This window comes from Pseudomonas sp. GW821-FHT05D12, assembly GCF_059419825.1.
This window is the reverse complement of record NZ_JBWKSN010000014.1, coordinates 145,977-163,973: the sequence shown is the minus strand read 5'-3', so window position 1 is coordinate 163,973 and position 17,997 is coordinate 145,977. Positions and strand designations below refer to the sequence as shown.

Below are 17,997 nucleotides of genomic sequence, written 5' to 3'. Positions count from 1 at the left end.
GTGCACTCAACTAATTATCTCAGCGAGTGTAGCGTTTATTAAAGACCGCGATAAAACCGCCACGCTCATAACGCAATCGCATGACAATTTATAACGTTCAGGCTTATTTAGAATTTAAATACCGCTGGCACTTAACGTTTGCCGTGCTACTTCGCCCCGCGTCGGGAAAAGTTTGCACATTCAGGAATACGGACTAGCTTCAAACGTCCATACCTCTGACTAAATGATTAACCACAACGCAGAGACCGCTCTGGAAAGCACCTTTGCGAGGAAAAGTATTGCCCGGGCGTTTTACCCCTAAGTCATTAATTCACAATGGAATGTGCCAATGAAGTGATCTGAGTCAGCTGTTTGATTAGCGCACGGAATTATTCTGTGGTCTCTCTTCTCCTGCATTGGAGTCATGCAATGTCTGAATCTCCCGGAAAACTTCGATTGGGCGCACTGGTTGCACTCGTCGTCGGCTCAATGATTGGCGGCGGGATCTTCTCACTGCCGCAAAACATGGCCGCCAGCGCCGACGTCGGTGCGGTGTTGATCGGTTGGGTGATTACCGCCATCGGCATGCTGACCCTCGCCTTCGTGTTCCAGACCCTCGCCAACCGCAAACCTGACCTCGACGGCGGCGTGTACGCCTATGCCAAGGCCGGGTTTGGCGACTACATGGGTTTCTCGTCGGCCTGGGGTTATTGGATCAGTGCCTGGCTGGGCAACGTCGGTTACTTCGTGTTGCTGTTCAGCACCCTGGGTTACTTCTTCCCGATCTTCGGCGAAGGCAACACCCCGGCAGCGGTGATCGGTGCCTCGGTGCTGTTGTGGGCCGTGCATTTCCTGGTGCTGCGCGGGATCAAGGAAGCTGCGTTCATCAACCTGGTGACCACCGTTGCCAAGGTGGTGCCGCTGCTGCTGTTTGTGCTGATCGCGCTGTTCGCGTTCAAGCTGGAGATTTTCACCGCTGACATCTGGGGCGTGAAAAACCCTGACCTCGGCAGTGTGATGAACCAGGTGCGCAACATGATGCTGGTCACCGTGTGGGTGTTCATCGGCATCGAGGGCGCGAGCATTTTCTCGTCCCGTGCGGAAAAACGCTCCGACGTCGGCAAGGCCACGGTGATTGGTTTTATCACCGTGCTGTTGTTCCTGATGCTGGTGAACGTGCTGTCCCTGGGGATCATGACCCAACCGGAACTGGCCAAGCTGCAAAACCCGTCGATGGCCGCCGTGCTGGAACACGTGGTGGGCCACTGGGGCGCCGTGCTGATCAGCGTCGGCTTGATCATTTCCCTGCTGGGCGCGCTGCTGTCGTGGGTGCTGCTGTGTGCGGAGATCATGTTCGCCGCCGCCAAGGACCACACGATGCCGGAGTTCCTGCGTAAGGAAAACGCCAACCATGTGCCGGCCAACGCCCTGTGGCTGACCAACGCCATGGTCCAGATTTTCCTGGTGATCACGCTGTTTTCCGCCAGCACTTACCTGTCGCTGATCTACCTCGCCACCTCAATGATCCTGGTGCCATACCTGTGGTCGGCCGCCTACGCGCTGTTGTTGGCGGTGCGCGGCGAGACCTACGAAAACGCCCTGCGCGAGCGCAAGAAAGACCTGTTCATCGGTGCCGTTGCGCTGATCTACGCGGTCTGGCTGCTCTACGCCGGCGGCGTCAAATACCTGCTGCTGTCCGCCCTGCTGTATGCCCCCGGCGTGATTCTGTTCGCCAAGGCCAAGCATGAGTTGGGCAAACCGATTTTCACCAATGTCGAGAAGCTGATTTTCGCCGCGGTAGTCGTTGGCGCCCTGGTGGCTGCCTATGGCCTCTACGACGGCTTCCTGACTCTGTAACTGTTGTTCACTGGAGGATCTGTAATGACCACGGAAAAAGTGAAGTACGGCGTACATTCCGAAGCCGGCAAACTGCGCAAAGTCATGGTGTGCTCCCCAGGCTTGGCCCACCAGCGGCTGACCCCCAATAACTGCGATGAACTGCTGTTCGATGACGTGCTGTGGGTTGCCCAGGCCAAGCGCGACCATTTCGACTTCGTCACCAAGATGCGCGAGCGCGACATTGATGTGCTGGAAATGCACAACCTGCTGACCGACATCGTCGCCATCCCCGAAGCGCTGGACTGGATCCTGGAGCGCAAGATTACTGCCAATACGGTGGGCCTGGGCCTGGTCGATGAAGTCAGCTCGTGGCTGCGCAGCCTGGAGCCGCGCAAAATCAGTGAGTTCCTGATCGGTGGCGTGTCGGCCGAGGACCTGCCGAGCAGCTTCGGCGGCAAGACCATCGAAATGTTCCGCGACTTCCTCGGCCACTCAAGCTTCATCCTGCCGCCGCTTCCCAACACCCAATTCACCCGCGACACCACCTGCTGGATCTACGGCGGCGTGACGCTGAACCCGATGTACTGGCCGGCGCGACGCCAGGAAACCCTGCTGGCCAGCGCTATCTACAAATTCCACCCGGAGTTCACCAACGCCGACTTCCAGATTTGGTACGGTGACCCCGACCAGGAACACGGTGCCTCCACCCTGGAAGGCGGCGACGTCATGCCGATTGGCAACGGCGTCGTGTTGATCGGCATGGGCGAGCGCTCGTCCCACCAGGCCATCGGCCAACTGGCGCGCAACCTGTTCAAAAACAAAGCCGTGGAACGCGTGATCGTTGCCGGCCTGCCGAAATCCCGTGCGGCAATGCACCTGGACACGGTGTTCAGTTTCTGCGACCGCGACCTGGTCACCATCTTCCCTGAAGTGGTCAACCAGATCGTACCGTTCACTCTGCGTCCTGATGAAAGCAAGCCGCACGGTATCGATATCCAACGCGAGAAAACCAACTTCCTCGAAACCGTCGCTGCGGCCCTCAATCTCAAGGCGCTGCGGGTGGTCGAGACTGGCGGCAACAGCTTCGCCGCCGAGCGCGAACAATGGGACGACGGCAACAACGTGGTGGCCGTGGAGCCGGGCGTGGTGATCGGCTACGACCGCAACACCTACACCAACACCCTGCTGCGCAAGGCCGGTGTGGAAGTCATCACCATCAGCGCCGGTGAACTCGGCCGTGGCCGTGGCGGCGGCCACTGCATGACCTGCCCGATCATCCGCGACCCTATCGACTATTAATTTTTGGCCTTGGCCGCTGCTTATCCGGCAGTGGCCAGGGGGATAACCGAAACCCAAGGAGATCCATCATGGCTTTTAATATGCGCAACCGCAGCCTGCTCTCGCTGATGCACCACACGACCCGCGAGCTGCACTACCTGCTGGACCTGTCCCGCGACCTCAAGCGCGCCAAATATACCGGCACCGAGCGTCCGCACCTGAAAGGCAAGAACATCGCGCTGATCTTCGAGAAAACCTCGACGCGCACCCGTTGCGCCTTCGAAGTCGCAGCCCATGACCAGGGCGCGCACGTCACCTACATCGACCCGGTGTCGTCGCAGATCGGCCACAAGGAAAGCATGAAGGACACCGCCCGCGTACTCGGGCGGATGTTCGATGCCATCGAGTACCGTGGCTTCGAACAGGAAATCGTCGAAGAGCTGGCCAAGTTCGCCGGTGTGCCGGTGTTCAACGGCCTGACCGCCGAATTCCACCCGACCCAAATGATCGCCGACACCCTGACCATGCGCGAACACAGCGACAAGCCGCTGCATGACATCAGCTACGCCTACCTGGGCGACGCGCGCTACAACATGGGCAACTCGCTGCTGATGATCGGTGCCAAGCTGGGCATGGACGTGCGCATTGGCGCGCCGAAAGCCCTGTGGCCGCATGCTGATTTCATCAAGCAGTGCCAGGCATTCGCCGAGGAAAGCGGCGCGCGCATCACCATCACCGAAGACCCGAAAGAGGCGGTCAAGGGCGTCGACTTCATCCACACCGATATCTGGGTGTCGATGGGTGAGCCGGTGGAGGCGTGGGACGAGCGCATCGAGCAACTGCTGCCGTACCAGGTCAATGCCAAGATGATGAAAGCCTCGGGCAACCCGCGCGTGAAGTTCATGCACTGCCTGCCGGCGTTCCACAACAGCGAAACCAAGGTCGGCAAGGACATCGCCGCGCGCTATCCGAACCTGGCCAATGGCGTGGAGGTGACCGAGGAAGTGTTCGAGTCGCCGGCCAACATCGCGTTTGAGCAGGCGGAGAACCGCATGCACACCATCAAGGCGATCCTGGTGTCGGCGTTGGCGGATATCTAACCCTCGACACCGTTCCCACTGTTGAAACGCGATCAAAACTGTGGGAGCGGGCTTGCTCGCGAATGCGGTGTGTCAGTCCGCACATGTATCCACTGATCCACCGCTTTCGCGAGCAAGCCCGCTCCCACTTTGGTCCTGTGTTCGCAACATAGCACTCTAGAAGGACATTGTTTATGCGCATCGTCGTAGCCCTGGGCGGCAACGCCCTGCTCCGCCGTGGTGAACCCATGACGGCGGACAACCAACGCGCCAACATCCGCATCGCCACCGAACAGATCGCCAAGATCCACCCCGGCAACGAACTGGTGATCGCCCACGGCAATGGCCCGCAGGTCGGCCTGCTGTCGTTGCAGGCGGCCGCCTACACCAGCGTTTCGCCGTACCCGCTGGACGTGCTGGGCGCCGAGACCGAAGGCATGATCGGCTACATCATCGAACAGGAGCTGGGCAACCTGCTGGACTTCGAAGTGCCGTTCGCCACCTTGCTCACCCAGGTCGAAGTGGACGCCAAGGACCCGGCCTTCCAGAACCCTACCAAGCCCATCGGCCCGGTATACGCCAAGGCCGAAGCGGAAAAACTGGCCGCCGAAAAAGGCTGGGCCATCGCCCCGGACGGCGATAAATACCGCCGCGTGGTCGCCAGCCCGCGCCCCAAACGCATCTTTGAAATCCGCCCGATCAAGTGGCTGCTGGAAAAAAGCGCCATCGTGATCTGCGCCGGCGGTGGCGGCATCCCGACGATGTATGGCGAAGACGGCAAGCTGCGCGGCATTGAAGCGGTGATCGACAAGGACCTGTGTTCCTCACTGCTGGCCTCGCAGCTGGACGCCGATCTGCTGGTGATCGCCACCGACGTCAACGCCGCCTTCATCGACTTCGGCAAGCCCAGCCAGAAGGCCATCGGCCAGGCCCATCCTGACGCCATGGAAAAGCTCGGCTTCGCCGCCGGCTCCATGGGGCCCAAGGTGCAAGCCGCCTGCGAGTTCGCCCGCCAGACTGGCAAAACCGCAGTGATCGGTTCACTCTCGGACATCGAAGCCATCGTCCAGGGCAGCGCCGGTACGCGCATCAGCACGGCAACACCTGGCATCACCTACCTGTGAAGTAGAGGAGAAACGCCTATGGCCACCTTTGAACCCGGTCACTTGCATGTCGAACGTCACGCGCTCAACAAGGACGACTACAGCTACAACCTGTGCATCGACTACGAGGTCAGCCAGGACCCAAAGGAAGGCAAGGGAATGCTCTTCAAGCTGCACGGTTCGGTACAGGGCAAGGACCTCAAAGAAGAGTTCTTCCTGCCCAAGGATCAAGCGTTTGATTTTGCCCGGCATGCGATGAACATCGCGCAGAAATACGGGATGCCGAAGATCGCGGTGTTGAACGGCTCGATGCACAAGCAGTACGACTTGATGTTCGAGGACGTGCGGCATCAGCTGGATGTGAAGCCCGGGGACCCGATCAAACCTGAACACCTGGAATAACCCGACGCCCCGGCACCCACACTCAAATGTAGGAGCGGGCTTGCTCGCGAATGCAGTGTGTCAGTCAGCAATTTTTTCACTGACCCACCGTATTCGCGAGCAAGCCCGCTCCCACATTTTTGATCTCCATCACCTGTCAGGCATACTGGCCACCCTCAGTGCGCCAGAACCAACATTCGCCCCATGCGTATCCACGTCAGCTTCATCGACCGCGTCGGTATCACCCAGGAAGTCCTGGCCTTGCTCGGTGGGCGCAACCTCAACCTGGATGCCGTGGAGATGGTCCCGCCCAACGTGTACATCGATGCGCCGACCCTCAGCGCCGAGGTGCTTGAAGAGCTGCGTGACGCGCTATTCAGCGTGCATGGCGTGCAGGCAGTGACCGTGGTGGACATCCTTCCCGGCCAACGCCGCCACTTGCAACTTGACGCCCTGCTGGCGGCCATGACCGACCCGGTACTGGCGCTGGACAGCGCGGGCAAGATCCTGTTGGCCAACCCGGCGTTGATCGCGCTGTACGGTCGCGAACCGGCCGGGGAAAGCATCGCCGAGCTGTTCAATGACCCGTCGCTGCTCGACACCTTGCTGGAACACGGATTCCGCCTGCCGCTGCGCGAGATCAGCGTCAACGGCCAGACCTTGCTGCTCGACGCCACGCCGATCACCGACGCCGGCGCCCTGCTCACTCTCTATCAGCCCAACCGCATCGGTGAACAACTGTCGGCGCTGCACCATGACCACGCCGAGGGTTTTGATGCGCTGCTGGGCGAGTCCCCGGTGATCCGTACGCTCAAGGCACGCGCACAACGGGTGGCGGCGCTGGATGCACCGCTGCTGATCCAGGGCGAAACCGGCACCGGCAAGGAGCTGGTGGCGCGGGCCTGCCACGCCATCAGCGCGCGGCACAGTGCACCGTTTTTGGCGCTGAACTGCGCGGCGCTGCCGGAGAACCTCGCCGAGAGTGAACTGTTCGGCTACGCCCCCGGCGCGTTTACCGGTGCGCAGCGCGGCGGCAAGCCGGGGCTGATGGAGCTGGCCAACCAGGGCACGGTGTTCCTCGATGAAATCGGCGAAATGTCGCCGTACCTGCAGGCCAAGCTCCTGCGTTTTCTCAACGACGGCAGCTTCCGTCGGGTCGGCGGCGACCGCGAAGTGAAGGTCAATGTGCGCATTCTCAGCGCAACCCACCGCGACCTGGAAAAGATGGTCAGCGAAGGTACCTTCCGCGAAGACCTGTTCTACCGCCTCAACGTGCTCAACGTCGAAGTACCGCCCCTGCGCGAACGCGGCCAGGACATCCTGCTGCTGGCGCGCTACTTCATGCAGCAGGCCTGCGCGCAGATCCAGCGCCCGGTGTGCCGCCTGGCACCCGGCACTTATCCCGCGCTGCTGGGCAACCGCTGGCCGGGCAATGTGCGCCAGTTGCAGAACGTGATCTTCCGCGCCGCGGCCATCTGCGAAAGCAGCCTGGTGGATATCGGCGACCTGGACATCGCCGGCACCTCGGTTGCGCGCCAGAACGATGGTGAAGTCGACAGCCTCGAGCAAGCGGTGGAAGATTTCGAGCGCGGGTTGCTGGAAAAACTCTATACCAGCTACCCCTCGACCCGCCAATTGGCCAGCCGCCTGCAAACCTCGCACACCGCCATCGCCCATCGCCTGCGCAAGTACGGCATTCCCAACAAGCCCTGACTGAACATGGTCAACCGATGGGAGCTGGCTTGCCTGCGATAGCGGGGGGTCAGTCAATACCGCTATCGCAAGCAAACCCCACATTGATTGCATTCCAACGTTGATATCAAAAGCGACTCCCACCTGTACTGAAAGCGCTACAGCGTAACGATATCGCTACAACCCTGTTTTTTGCGCGCCATGCAAGGCTTTGATCCACATAGGCTTTTTTTCTGGCGTCGCACTGTAGCGAAATCGCTACAGCCAATCTCTATATTGTCATCATCAATTTTATTAACTCATTGATTTATAACGACTTAATGACGTTGGCCGCGATATTGCTAAGCAACTCCCCATTATTCCAATCCCGTCCACCAGACGAATCTGGCCCCGAGGAGTTTCCATGAGCGAGTTGCGTTTCACTGAAGATCACGAATGGCTGCGCGCCGAAGCCGATGGCAGCGTCACCGTGGGTATCACCGCTTTCGCGCAGAACGCGCTGGGTGATGTGGTTTTCGTGCAACTGCCGGAGCTGCAGTCCTACGACAAGGGCGCTGAAGCGTCCACTGTTGAATCGGTCAAGGCCGCCAGCGGCGTGTACATGCCGTTGGACGGTGAAGTCCTCGAAGTGAACGACAAGCTCGACGCCAGCCCGGAATTGGTCAACGAAGACCCGATGGGCGAAGGCTGGTTCTTCCGCTTTAAACCGGCCGATGCCGAGGCGGTCGCTAAACTGTTGGATCAGGACGCGTACGACCGTCTGATCAAAGCCAACGCCCAAGCCTGAGGAGCGCGCCATGACTGTTAATTTGAGCACCGCCAACGAATTCATCGCCCGCCACATCGGCCCGCGCCAGGAGGACGAGCAGCTCATGCTGGCGAGCCTGGGCTTTGACTCCCTGGAAGCCCTGAGCGCCAGCGTGATCCCGGAAAGCATCAAGGGCACTAGCGTGCTCGGCCTGGAAGACGGCCTCAGCGAAGCCGAGGCCCTGGCCAAGATCAAGACCATCGCCGGCCAGAACCAACTGTTCAAGACCTACATCGGCCAGGGCTACTACAACTGCCACACGCCGTCGCCGATCCTGCGCAACCTGCTGGAAAACCCGGCCTGGTACACCGCCTACACCCCGTACCAGCCGGAGATTTCCCAAGGCCGCCTGGAAGCGCTGCTGAATTTCCAGACCCTGATCAGCGACCTCACCGGCCTGCCGATCGCCAACGCGTCGTTGCTCGACGAAGCCACCGCTGCCGCCGAAGCCATGACCTTCTGCAAGCGCCTGAGCAAGAACAAGGGCAGCAATGCCTTCTTCGCCTCGATCCACAGCCACCCGCAGACCCTCGACGTACTGCGCACCCGTGCCGAGCCCCTGGGCATCGACGTGGTGGTCGGCGATGAGCGCGAACTGACCGACGTCAGTGCATTCTTTGGCGCCCTGCTGCAATACCCGGCCAGCAACGGTGACGTGTTCGACTACGGCGAGCTGACCGAACGCTTCCACGCCGCCAACGCCCTGGTGGCGGTGGCCGCCGACCTGCTGGCCCTGACCCTGCTGACCCCGCCGGGTGAGTTCGGTGCCGACGTGGCCATCGGCAGCGCACAACGCTTCGGCGTGCCGCTGGGCTTCGGCGGCCCGCACGCGGCGTACTTCTCCACCAAGGATGCGTTCAAGCGCGACATGCCGGGCCGGCTGGTCGGTGTCTCCGTCGACCGTTTCGGCAAGCCGGCGCTGCGCCTGGCCATGCAGACCCGCGAGCAACATATCCGCCGCGAGAAGGCCACGAGCAACATCTGTACTGCCCAGGTGCTGCTGGCCAACATCGCCAGCATGTACGCCGTGTACCACGGCCCCAAAGGCCTGACGCAGATTGCCCAGCGCGTGCACCAGCTCACCGCGATCCTGGCCAGCGGCCTGACCGCCCTGGGCCTGAAAGTCGAGCAGGAACACTTCTTCGACACCCTGACCCTCAACACCGGCGCCCAAACCGCGGCCCTGCACGACAAGGCGCGCGCCCAGCGCATCAACCTGCGTGTGGTGGATACCGAGCGTGTCGGCCTGTCGGTCGACGAAACCACCACCCAGGCCGATATCGAGACCCTGTGGTCGATCTTCGCCGATGGCAAGGCCCTGCCGGACTTCGCCGCCAAGGTGGAAAGCCGCCTGCCTGCCGCGCAACTGCGCCAGTCGCCGATCCTCAGCCACCCGGTGTTCAACCGTTATCACTCGGAAACCGAGCTGATGCGCTACCTGCGCAAGCTGGCCGACAAGGACCTGGCCCTGGACCGCACCATGATCCCGCTGGGCTCGTGCACCATGAAGCTCAACGCCGCCAGCGAAATGATCCCGGTGACCTGGGCCGAGTTCGGTGCCCTGCACCCCTTCGCCCCAGCCTCGCAAAGCGCCGGCTACCTGCAGCTGACGTCCGAGCTGGAAGCCATGCTCTGCGCGGCCACCGGTTATGACGCAATCTCGCTGCAACCGAACGCCGGTTCCCAGGGCGAATACGCCGGCCTGCTGGCGATTCGTGCGTATCACCAGAGCCGTGGCGAAGCACGTCGCGACATCTGCCTGATCCCGTCGTCGGCCCACGGCACCAACCCGGCTACCGCCAACATGGCCGGCATGCGCGTCGTGGTCACCGCGTGCGATGCACGTGGCAACGTCGACATCGAAGACCTGCGCGCCAAGGCCATCGAGCACCGCGAGCACCTCGCCGCGCTGATGATCACCTACCCGTCAACCCACGGCGTGTTCGAAGAAGGCATCCGCGAAATCTGCGCGATCATTCACGACAACGGCGGCCAGGTGTACATCGACGGCGCCAACATGAACGCAATGGTCGGCCTGTGCGCACCGGGCAAGTTCGGTGGCGACGTGTCCCACCTGAACCTGCACAAGACCTTCTGCATTCCACACGGCGGTGGCGGCCCGGGCGTCGGCCCGATTGGCGTCAAGTCGCACCTCACGCCATTCCTGCCTGGCCATGCGGCCATGGAACGCAAGGAAGGCGCGGTGTGCGCGGCGCCGTTCGGCAGCGCGAGCATTTTGCCGATCACCTGGATGTACATCAGCATGATGGGCGGCGCGGGCCTCAAGCGTGCTTCGCAGCTGGCGATCCTGAATGCCAACTACATTTCCCGTCGCCTCGAAGAGCACTACCCAGTGCTCTACACCGGCAGCAATGGCCTGGTGGCCCACGAGTGCATCCTCGACCTGCGCCCACTGAAGGACAGCAGCGGCATCAGCGTGGATGACGTGGCCAAGCGCCTGATCGACTTCGGCTTCCACGCACCGACCATGTCGTTCCCGGTGGCCGGCACGCTGATGATCGAGCCGACCGAGAGCGAATCCAAGGAAGAACTGGATCGCTTCTGCAACGCGATGATCGCCATCCGTGAAGAAATTCGCGCGGTGGAAAACGGCACCCTGGACAAGGACGACAACCCGCTGAAAAACGCCCCGCACACCGCAGCGGAACTGGTCGGCGAATGGAGCCACCCATACAGCCGTGAACAAGCGGTGTACCCGGTTGCTTCGCTGATCGAAGGCAAGTACTGGCCGCCGGTTGGCCGCGTCGACAACGTGTTTGGCGATCGCAACCTGGTGTGCGCTTGCCCGTCGATCGAGAGCTACGCGTAACCCGACGGTTACAACGCGGTCTTTGTGGGAGCTGGCTTTTGTGGGAGCTGGCTTGCCTGCGATGCAAGCACCTCGGTCTACCCAGTAGGCCAAGGTGATGCTATCGCAGGCAAGCCAGCTCCCACCCAAGCCTGGCTCCCACATTGGGCCGCGTACATCCGATCAATAATAAGAAACCGGAGAACAACCATGTCCCTTAGCGTGTTCGACCTGTTCAAGATTGGCATCGGCCCCTCCAGTTCCCACACCGTCGGCCCGATGCGCGCCGCCGCCCGTTTCGTCGAAGGGCTGCGCCGTGACGACCTGCTGGGCGCCACCACCGGCATCAAGGTGGAACTCTATGGCTCTCTCGGCGCCACCGGCAAAGGCCACGGCAGCGACAAGGCCGTGTTGCTGGGCCTGGAAGGCGAACACCCGGACACCGTGAATACCGAAACCGTGGCCGCGCGCCTGGCGCAGATGCGCAGCGACGGTCGCTTGAACCTGCTCGGTGAACACAGCATCGCGTTCAACGAGAAAGAACACCTGGCGATGATTCGCAAACCCCTGGCCTACCACCCCAACGGCATGATCTTTCGTGCCTTTGATGCGGCCGGTATCCAGATTCGCAGCCGCGAGTACTATTCGGTCGGCGGCGGTTTTGTCGTGGATGAAGACGCCGCCGGCGCCGACCGGATCGTCGAAGACGCCACGCCCCTGACCTTCCCGTTCAAGCACGCCAAGGATTTGCTCGGCCATTGCACCACCTACGGGCTGTCCATCAGCCAGGTGATGCTGACCAATGAAAGCGCCTGGCGCCCGGAAGCGGAAACCCGCGCCGGCTTGCTGAAGATCTGGCAAGTGATGCAGGACTGCGTGGCTGCCGGTTGTCGCAACGAGGGGATTCTGCCCGGCGGCTTGAAGGTCAAGCGCCGCGCCGCCGCCCTGCATCGGCAACTGTGCAAGCATCCTGAATCGGCGCTGCGCGACCCGTTGTCGGTGCTGGACTGGGTCAACCTGTACGCCCTGGCAGTCAACGAAGAAAACGCCAACGGCGGGCGTGTGGTCACCGCGCCCACCAACGGTGCGGCCGGGATCGTGCCGGCGGTGCTGCATTACTACATGCGCTTTATCCCCGGCGCGAACGAGGATGGCGTGGTGCGCTTTCTGCTCACCGCCGCCGCCATCGGCATTTTGTACAAGGAAAACGCCTCGATCTCCGGCGCCGAAGTCGGCTGCCAGGGTGAAGTCGGCGTGGCCTGCTCGATGGCCGCCGGCGCGCTGTGCGAAGTGCTGGGCGGCAGCGTCTCGCAAGTCGAAAACGCCGCCGAGATCGGCATGGAACACAACCTCGGCCTGACCTGTGACCCTATCGGCGGGCTGGTGCAGGTGCCCTGCATCGAGCGCAACGCCATGGGCTCGGTCAAGGCCATCAATGCGGTGCGCATGGCCTTGCGCGGTGACGGGCAACACTTCGTCTCCCTCGACAAAGTCATCCGCACCATGCGCCAGACCGGCGCCGACATGAAAAGCAAATACAAGGAAACCGCCCGTGGCGGTTTGGCGGTCAACATTATCGAGTGCTGACGCCGACAAGCGCGCCAGCACGTTTTTCAGGAGCTGAATATGTCCACCGAAACCCTGTTGAAAACCCCGTTGCATGCCCTGCACCTCGAACTGGGCGCCCGCATGGTGCCGTTCGCCGGCTACGACATGCCGGTGCAATACCCGCTCGGCGTGATGAAGGAACACCTGCACACCCGTGACCAGGCCGGGCTGTTCGACGTGTCGCACATGGGCCAGATCCGCCTCACTGGCGCCAATGCCGCCAAGGCCCTGGAGACCCTGGTGCCAGTCGACATCATCGACCTGCCGGTGGGCATGCAGCGCTACGCGATGTTCACCAACGCGCAGGGCGGCATCCTCGACGACCTGATGGTGGCCAACCTGGGTAACGACGAGCTGTTCCTGGTGGTCAACGCCGCCTGCAAGGACCAGGACCTGGCCCACCTGCGCCAGCACATCGGCGACCAGTGCAGCATCGAGCCACTGTTCGAGGCGCGCGCCCTGCTCGCCCTGCAAGGCCCGGCGGCGGTCAAGGTGCTCGCGCGCCTGGCACCGGAAGTCACCGGGATGACCTTCATGCAGTTCGCCTCCCTGCGTTTGTTGGGCGTGGACTGCTACGTCAGCCGCTCCGGCTACACCGGTGAAGACGGCTTCGAGATTTCCGTGCCCGCCGCCAGCGCCGAAAGCTTGGCCCGCAGCCTGCTGGCCGAGACCGAAGTGCAGCCGATCGGCCTGGGCGCCCGTGACTCACTGCGCCTGGAAGCCGGCCTGTGCCTCTACGGCCACGACATGAACACCGAGACCACGCCGATCGAAGCCAGCCTGCTGTGGGCAATCTCCAAGGCCCGCCGTGCCGACGGCCCGCGTGCCGGTGGTTTCCCCGGCGCCGACCGCATCTTCAGCCAGCAGCAGGCTGGAGTGACGCGCAAACGCGTTGGCCTGCTGCCACAAGAGCGCACACCGGTGCGTGAAGGCGCCGAGATCGTCGACGAACACGGCACCGTGGTTGGCAGTGTGTGCAGCGGTGGCTTTGGCCCGACACTGGGCGGCCCGCTGGCCATGGGTTACCTGGACAGTGCATTCGTCGCACTCGACACCCAAGTATTCGCGCTGGTGCGTGGGAAAAAAGTGCCACTTCGTGTAAGCAAAATGCCATTTGTGCCACAGCGTTACTATCGTGGCTGATTGACTGTTCCTATAAGTAACGCGGTTGCGTTAACGTGCACTAAACTGTAACGCAACCGCCATAAAACAGTGCATTGACGATAGTCATTGTTATCAGCACCGGGCTATAACAAGTGAACAACTCTATCGAATAAGTCAGATCCCAAATGTTGACCGAAGTGTCATACAGCCAAGCAAAACCAAGGGCTTGCCCGGGGCTTGTTTTTTCTCCAGTAGTTGGCGTAGAGTTTGTTCACTGTGTTTGCATGGGTCGCTTGGAACCTGGACCTGGGCAGTAGCCAAAGTTTGCTACAACCCGTTCGACGTCTCTTACTTTCCTGCAACCCAGCCCAGTACTCTTTCATGTGAAAGGGGCTGTCATTAATTTTTAGCGTCAAGGAAATAAGAAAATGGCTGAACGTCAGAGCGGTACCGTCAAGTGGTTTAACGACGAGAAAGGGTTTGGTTTTATCACTCCAGAAAGCGGTCCGGATCTGTTCGTGCATTTCCGCGCTATTCAGGGCAACGGCTTCAAGAGCCTGAAAGAAGGCCAGAAAGTGACCTTCGTTGCCGTGCAAGGCCAGAAAGGCATGCAGGCTGACGAAGTACAAGCAGAAGGCTGATCCCTGCTGCGACAAAAAGCCCCTGATGGTGACATCAGGGGCTTTTTTATGTGCGTTTGCTCGTAAAATGGCTTTTTTCCCAAGAGAGCCTGCCATGTCCAAACCCTTGCTGAGCCCCCAAGGCGAATTCCCCGCCGTTGGCCTGGGCCGTCGTCTGGCAGCGATGTTCTATGACTTCCTGTTGTGCTCGGCGCTGCTGATCGTCACGGCGTTCATCTACAAGCTGGTGTGGATGGCGTTTATCGGCGAAGCCAAGATGCGCACCCTCACCGAGTCCGGCGCGCTGGACGGGGATCCGTTGCTGTCGACGATTCTGTTTTTTGTGCTGTTCGGTTTTTTTGCCAAGTTCTGGACCCATTCGGGGCAGACGCTGGGCATGCAGGTGTGGGGTGTGCGCGTGCAGAACGCCGACGGCTCACGCATCAGCCTGTGGCAGGCGCTGCTGCGCTTTGTGGTGTCGATTGCGTCGTGGTTGTGCGTGGGGCTGGGGTTTATCTGGTCGCTGTTCGACAAGCGCAAGCGCAGCTGGCATGACATCTATTCCGACACCCAACTGGTGCAGATTCCGAAGAAAAAGAAGTAATCCGCAACGACGAAAATCAAATGTGGGCGCTGGCTTGCCTGCGATGCAAGCGCCTCGGTTTATCCAGCAGACCGAGGTGATGCCATCGCAGGCAAGCCAGCTCCCACATTTTTAACCGTGCCAGCTCAAGATCAGGCGTTGCCGGCCAGTTTCAGGCGCGCGGCCTGGGTGAAGTCCAGCATGCGCTTGAGCGGGCGCACGGCGTGGGGGATCACCGAAGGCTCGACGAAGATCTCGTTACTGCCCTCACGCAGGCATTGCAGGGTGCGCTCCAGCGTGTTCATCGCCATCCATGGGCAGTGCGCGCAGCTGCGGCACGCCGCGCCATTACCGGCGGTTGGCGCTTCGACAAAGACCTTGTCCGGGCACAGCTGCTGCATCTTGTAGAAGATGCCGCGATCGGTCGCCACGATAAACGTCTTGTTCGGCAAACGCTGGGCCGCCGCGATCAACTGGCTGGTGGACCCCACGGCATCAGCCAGTTCAATCACCGACGTCGGCGACTCCGGGTGCACCAGGATCGCTGCGTCCGGGTACAACGCCTTCATGTCTTCCAATTGCTTGGACTTGAACTCTTCGTGGACGATGCAGGCACCGTCCCACAGCAACATGTCGGCCCCGGTCTGGCGCTGGATATAGGTGCCCAGGTGTTTGTCCGGGCCCCAGATAATGGTTTCGCCGTTGTCCATCAGGCTCTCGACGATTTCCAGCGCGCAGCTGGACGTCACCACCCAATCGGCACGCGCCTTGACCGCCGCCGAGGTGTTGGCATACACCACCACGGTCCGCTCGGGGTGCTGGTCGCAGAACGCCGAAAACTCATCCACCGGGCAACCGAGGTCCAGGGAGCACGTGGCTTCCAGGGTCGGCATCAGGATGCGTTTTTCCGGCGTGAGGATTTTCGCGGTCTCGCCCATGAAACGCACGCCGGCGACCAATACGGTCTTGGCCGGGTGAGCGGCGCCGAAGCGCGCCATTTCCAGGGAATCGGAGACACAGCCACCGGTTTCTTCGGCCAGGGCCTGAATCACCGGGTCGCAGTAGAAGTGGGCAACCAGCACCGCGTCCTGAGCCTTGAGCTCGGCGGCGATGGCGGCACGCAGGCTCGCCTCTTCATCGGCGCTGAGGGCTTTAGGCTGCTTGGCGTCGAGGTGGGCTTGAACCAGTAGGCGTTCGGAAATTTGCGTCATGTTCGCAAGACCTGCAGGCGCAGTTGCGCGAAAGTCGAGTGTACCACCGGCTCTGGAACCCTACGGGCGCCGCCGGACGAAGTGATTGTGTTCATCAAGCACGGGTGAAGCTGCGCAAGGCTACAGAATATCGAATGGATTCAAAAGCCTAATCTGGGGCGGGAATGACGACGCGATTCACCTCCAGCACACGAGCCGGCAAGCCGACTCGTGCACAAGGATCAGCGAACGAGGGCGGAAGGATCGTTCTGCAGCAGAACCGAGGCCTGCATGTTGGCCAGGGCGTCCTTTAACGTGGACTCTTCCAGGGCGTCCTTGGATTTTTTGCTTTCCTTGGCCGCGTACTCCAGCAGCACCAGGTAGTCACGCTGGACAGCGGCTTCCTTCGGCACGTTGGTCTCATCCACGAGCTTGCCCATCACGTATTGCTGCGTGCGGGTGTTCTGGCTGGCCGTTTGCGAGACCGAGGCGTTGGTCAGCAGGCCATCCTTGTAGGCGATGTTGGCAGAGCTGCTGGCCTTATCCTCCACCTGTATATAGAGATAATTCTGCGAGTTTGGATCGCCGCTCAGCTCAGGCGCCTTCCCACCCTTGAGCCCCTTGTGGAAACTGGCGGAAAGACTCGATTGCTGGTCCTGGCTCACGCTGCGATCCAGCGCGCTTTTGCCGCCGACGCGGGTCTTCTGCGACACGTCATAGGCGAAACTGTCGACTTCAGAGGGGCGCATCGGGTTAGATGAATCGACCGCCTGCTTGATCGACGCCTTGAAGTCGGCCAGGCCCGTCAACAAGCCCTGGTCCGTCGGGTTGCGGGTCAGCGCCTCGGGGAGGCTCGCGCCCTGTGGATAGTTGCTGTTCAGGGCGCTGAAGGCGTCCTTGAACTGGGTCATCAGCTCGGCCTTGGCGCTGCCACGTTCCTGGGCACGGTCAAACTGGGCCAGGTAGCTTTCCAGCGCCTTGGCCTGTTGCTGCGCATTGCCAAGGATCGAGGCGTTTTTCAGGTCGACGCTCAGGTTGAGCTCGCCGCTCAGGCTGCTCATGCGCGTGGTACGGCTCTGGCTGTCGGCGTGAAAGGCCAGTTTCAGGTCAGGCCCGTTCAGCGTCTTGAGCGTGGTGTTGAGGTCCACCGACGCCAATACTTTGCTGTCAAATTGGGTCAGGTTGCCCAGGTCGAGTTTCGGCGGAACAGCGGTGAGCCCATCCACCGCAGCCTGGAAGGCACTGCCCAGTTGGCCGACCGCCTTGAGTTCTTCGGCGCTCAGAGCACCGCCTTCGACGTTGGCCTGCACACCCAGGCCATCTTTCTGGCTGGACAGGCTGAAGGTTACGGTCTTGCCGCTGGCCGTCTTGATACTGAGGCTGACCAGGTTGTCGGCTTTGCTGTGCAGCAAAGTTTGATCCGTCTTGATCTCGCCGGCGCTGTCCGCTCGATCGGCGCTCGCGTAGAGTACGGACTGAGAAATGCCCGCGCCATTCTTGGCGAACTGCTCAACCAGGCTGGCGCCCAGGCCATTGAAACGGTTGGCAGTGGACGGCGAATTGAAGTTGGTATTGATCGCGCGGCTGAGTGTGTCCTGGCTGTCACTTTCCCAGGCACGCACAATGTCCTGGCCCGGCAATTGCCCGCGGCGGGAATAGGTATCGGCAAGGGTGTCGGACACGACGTTGCCCAAGCTGACCACCGACGAAGGCCGTGTGCTGATAACGCTGCTCTGCGGCGGCGTGACGGGTGACGGTTCCACTGGCCGAATAGGCAGCGAATTGGCGGAACTGATAGGTAACAGCGTACTCATGACGATCCCTGTCTTCGAATGTTTACCCTCTGATTTAAGCAAAGACGCAGGATGATTGACAGGGACAGCGGGGAAATTAGTAGCAAAGAGCCACGACGTTAATCTGGCTC

General features: G+C 61.2%; 14 protein-coding genes. 12 read left to right on the top strand and 2 right to left on the bottom strand.

What is annotated here, in order from left to right:
* Nucleotides 1-408: 408 nt before the first annotated feature.
* The 12 genes from arcD (at nucleotide 409) to AC07SI_RS24655 (ending at nucleotide 14,904) form a co-directional block, all read left to right on the top strand.
* Complete coding sequence (gene arcD, locus AC07SI_RS24710) at nucleotides 409-1,836, top strand: arginine-ornithine antiporter (protein WP_065908905.1); 1,428 nt, start codon at nucleotides 409-411, stop codon at nucleotides 1,834-1,836.
* Nucleotides 1,837-1,860: 24 nt separating this feature from the next.
* A complete protein-coding gene (arcA, locus tag AC07SI_RS24705) occupies nucleotides 1,861-3,117 on the top strand; it encodes an arginine deiminase (RefSeq protein WP_065908901.1) in 1,257 nt (418 codons plus the stop codon).
* A 68-nt stretch (nucleotides 3,118-3,185) separates the two neighbouring features.
* The gene (locus AC07SI_RS24700; protein WP_003220053.1) at nucleotides 3,186-4,196 is read left to right on the top strand and encodes an ornithine carbamoyltransferase; all 1,011 of its coding nucleotides are present in this window, start codon (nucleotides 3,186-3,188) and stop codon (nucleotides 4,194-4,196) included.
* A 173-nt stretch (nucleotides 4,197-4,369) separates the two neighbouring features.
* Entirely contained in the window at nucleotides 4,370-5,299 is a 930-nt protein-coding gene (gene arcC, locus AC07SI_RS24695; protein WP_201145790.1) for a carbamate kinase, read from the top strand.
* An 18-nt stretch (nucleotides 5,300-5,317) separates the two neighbouring features.
* A complete protein-coding gene (locus tag AC07SI_RS24690; protein ID WP_065908895.1) occupies nucleotides 5,318-5,680 on the top strand; it encodes a DUF5064 family protein in 363 nt (120 codons plus the stop codon).
* A gap of 183 nt (nucleotides 5,681-5,863) precedes the next feature.
* Nucleotides 5,864-7,372 carry a transcriptional regulator GcsR gene (gcsR, locus tag AC07SI_RS24685; protein ID WP_495006674.1) on the top strand — a complete coding sequence of 503 codons (1,509 nt, stop codon included), beginning with the start codon at nucleotides 5,864-5,866 and terminating at the stop codon, nucleotides 7,370-7,372.
* 382 nt (nucleotides 7,373-7,754) lie between these two features.
* Nucleotides 7,755-8,138 carry a glycine cleavage system protein GcvH gene (gcvH, locus tag AC07SI_RS24680; RefSeq protein ID WP_065908891.1) on the top strand — a complete coding sequence of 128 codons (384 nt, stop codon included), beginning with the start codon at nucleotides 7,755-7,757 and terminating at the stop codon, nucleotides 8,136-8,138.
* Between the two features lie 10 nt (nucleotides 8,139-8,148).
* Entirely contained in the window at nucleotides 8,149-10,989 is a 2,841-nt protein-coding gene (gcvP, locus tag AC07SI_RS24675; RefSeq protein WP_495006673.1) for an aminomethyl-transferring glycine dehydrogenase, read from the top strand.
* A 189-nt stretch (nucleotides 10,990-11,178) separates the two neighbouring features.
* Entirely contained in the window at nucleotides 11,179-12,555 is a 1,377-nt protein-coding gene (locus tag AC07SI_RS24670) for an L-serine ammonia-lyase (RefSeq protein ID WP_065908886.1), read from the top strand.
* A gap of 39 nt (nucleotides 12,556-12,594) precedes the next feature.
* Nucleotides 12,595-13,719 carry a glycine cleavage system aminomethyltransferase GcvT gene (gene gcvT, locus AC07SI_RS24665; RefSeq protein ID WP_495006672.1) on the top strand — a complete coding sequence of 375 codons (1,125 nt, stop codon included), beginning with the start codon at nucleotides 12,595-12,597 and terminating at the stop codon, nucleotides 13,717-13,719.
* Between the two features lie 389 nt (nucleotides 13,720-14,108).
* Nucleotides 14,109-14,321: a cold-shock protein gene (locus AC07SI_RS24660; protein ID WP_003365337.1), complete on the top strand. Its 213-nt coding sequence runs from the start codon at nucleotides 14,109-14,111 to the stop codon at nucleotides 14,319-14,321.
* A 94-nt stretch (nucleotides 14,322-14,415) separates the two neighbouring features.
* Nucleotides 14,416-14,904, top strand: coding sequence for an RDD family protein (locus AC07SI_RS24655; RefSeq protein WP_495006671.1), 489 nt, complete (start codon nucleotides 14,416-14,418; stop codon nucleotides 14,902-14,904).
* A 131-nt stretch (nucleotides 14,905-15,035) separates the two neighbouring features.
* Here the strand turns inward: AC07SI_RS24655 and nadA are convergent, their stop codons facing one another.
* Nucleotides 15,036-16,094: a quinolinate synthase NadA gene (nadA, locus tag AC07SI_RS24650; protein WP_016973251.1), complete on the bottom strand. Its 1,059-nt coding sequence runs from the start codon at nucleotides 16,092-16,094 to the stop codon at nucleotides 15,036-15,038.
* A 221-nt stretch (nucleotides 16,095-16,315) separates the two neighbouring features.
* Nucleotides 16,316-17,887, bottom strand: coding sequence for a lactate dehydrogenase (locus tag AC07SI_RS24645; RefSeq protein WP_495006670.1), 1,572 nt, complete (start codon nucleotides 17,885-17,887; stop codon nucleotides 16,316-16,318).
* Nucleotides 17,888-17,997: the final 110 nt, after the last annotated feature.

What these genes read in the sequence shown, in the direction of transcription:
- arcD (WP_065908905.1), top strand. Translation starts at nt 409, where the DNA reads ATGTCTGAATCTCCCGGAAAACTTCGATTGGGCGCACTGGTTGCACTC.
- arcA (WP_065908901.1), top strand. Translation starts at nt 1,861, where the DNA reads ATGACCACGGAAAAAGTGAAGTACGGCGTACATTCCGAAGCCGGCAAA.
- AC07SI_RS24700 (WP_003220053.1), top strand. Translation starts at nt 3,186, where the DNA reads ATGGCTTTTAATATGCGCAACCGCAGCCTGCTCTCGCTGATGCACCAC.
- arcC (WP_201145790.1), top strand. Translation starts at nt 4,370, where the DNA reads ATGCGCATCGTCGTAGCCCTGGGCGGCAACGCCCTGCTCCGCCGTGGT.
- AC07SI_RS24690 (WP_065908895.1), top strand. Translation starts at nt 5,318, where the DNA reads ATGGCCACCTTTGAACCCGGTCACTTGCATGTCGAACGTCACGCGCTC.
- gcsR (WP_495006674.1), top strand. Translation starts at nt 5,864, where the DNA reads ATGCGTATCCACGTCAGCTTCATCGACCGCGTCGGTATCACCCAGGAA.
- gcvH (WP_065908891.1), top strand. Translation starts at nt 7,755, where the DNA reads ATGAGCGAGTTGCGTTTCACTGAAGATCACGAATGGCTGCGCGCCGAA.
- gcvP (WP_495006673.1), top strand. Translation starts at nt 8,149, where the DNA reads ATGACTGTTAATTTGAGCACCGCCAACGAATTCATCGCCCGCCACATC.
- AC07SI_RS24670 (WP_065908886.1), top strand. Translation starts at nt 11,179, where the DNA reads ATGTCCCTTAGCGTGTTCGACCTGTTCAAGATTGGCATCGGCCCCTCC.
- gcvT (WP_495006672.1), top strand. Translation starts at nt 12,595, where the DNA reads ATGTCCACCGAAACCCTGTTGAAAACCCCGTTGCATGCCCTGCACCTC.
- AC07SI_RS24660 (WP_003365337.1), top strand. Translation starts at nt 14,109, where the DNA reads ATGGCTGAACGTCAGAGCGGTACCGTCAAGTGGTTTAACGACGAGAAA.
- AC07SI_RS24655 (WP_495006671.1), top strand. Translation starts at nt 14,416, where the DNA reads ATGTCCAAACCCTTGCTGAGCCCCCAAGGCGAATTCCCCGCCGTTGGC.
- nadA (WP_016973251.1), bottom strand. Translation starts at nt 16,094, where the DNA reads ATGACGCAAATTTCCGAACGCCTACTGGTTCAAGCCCACCTCGACGCC.
- AC07SI_RS24645 (WP_495006670.1), bottom strand. Translation starts at nt 17,887, where the DNA reads ATGAGTACGCTGTTACCTATCAGTTCCGCCAATTCGCTGCCTATTCGG.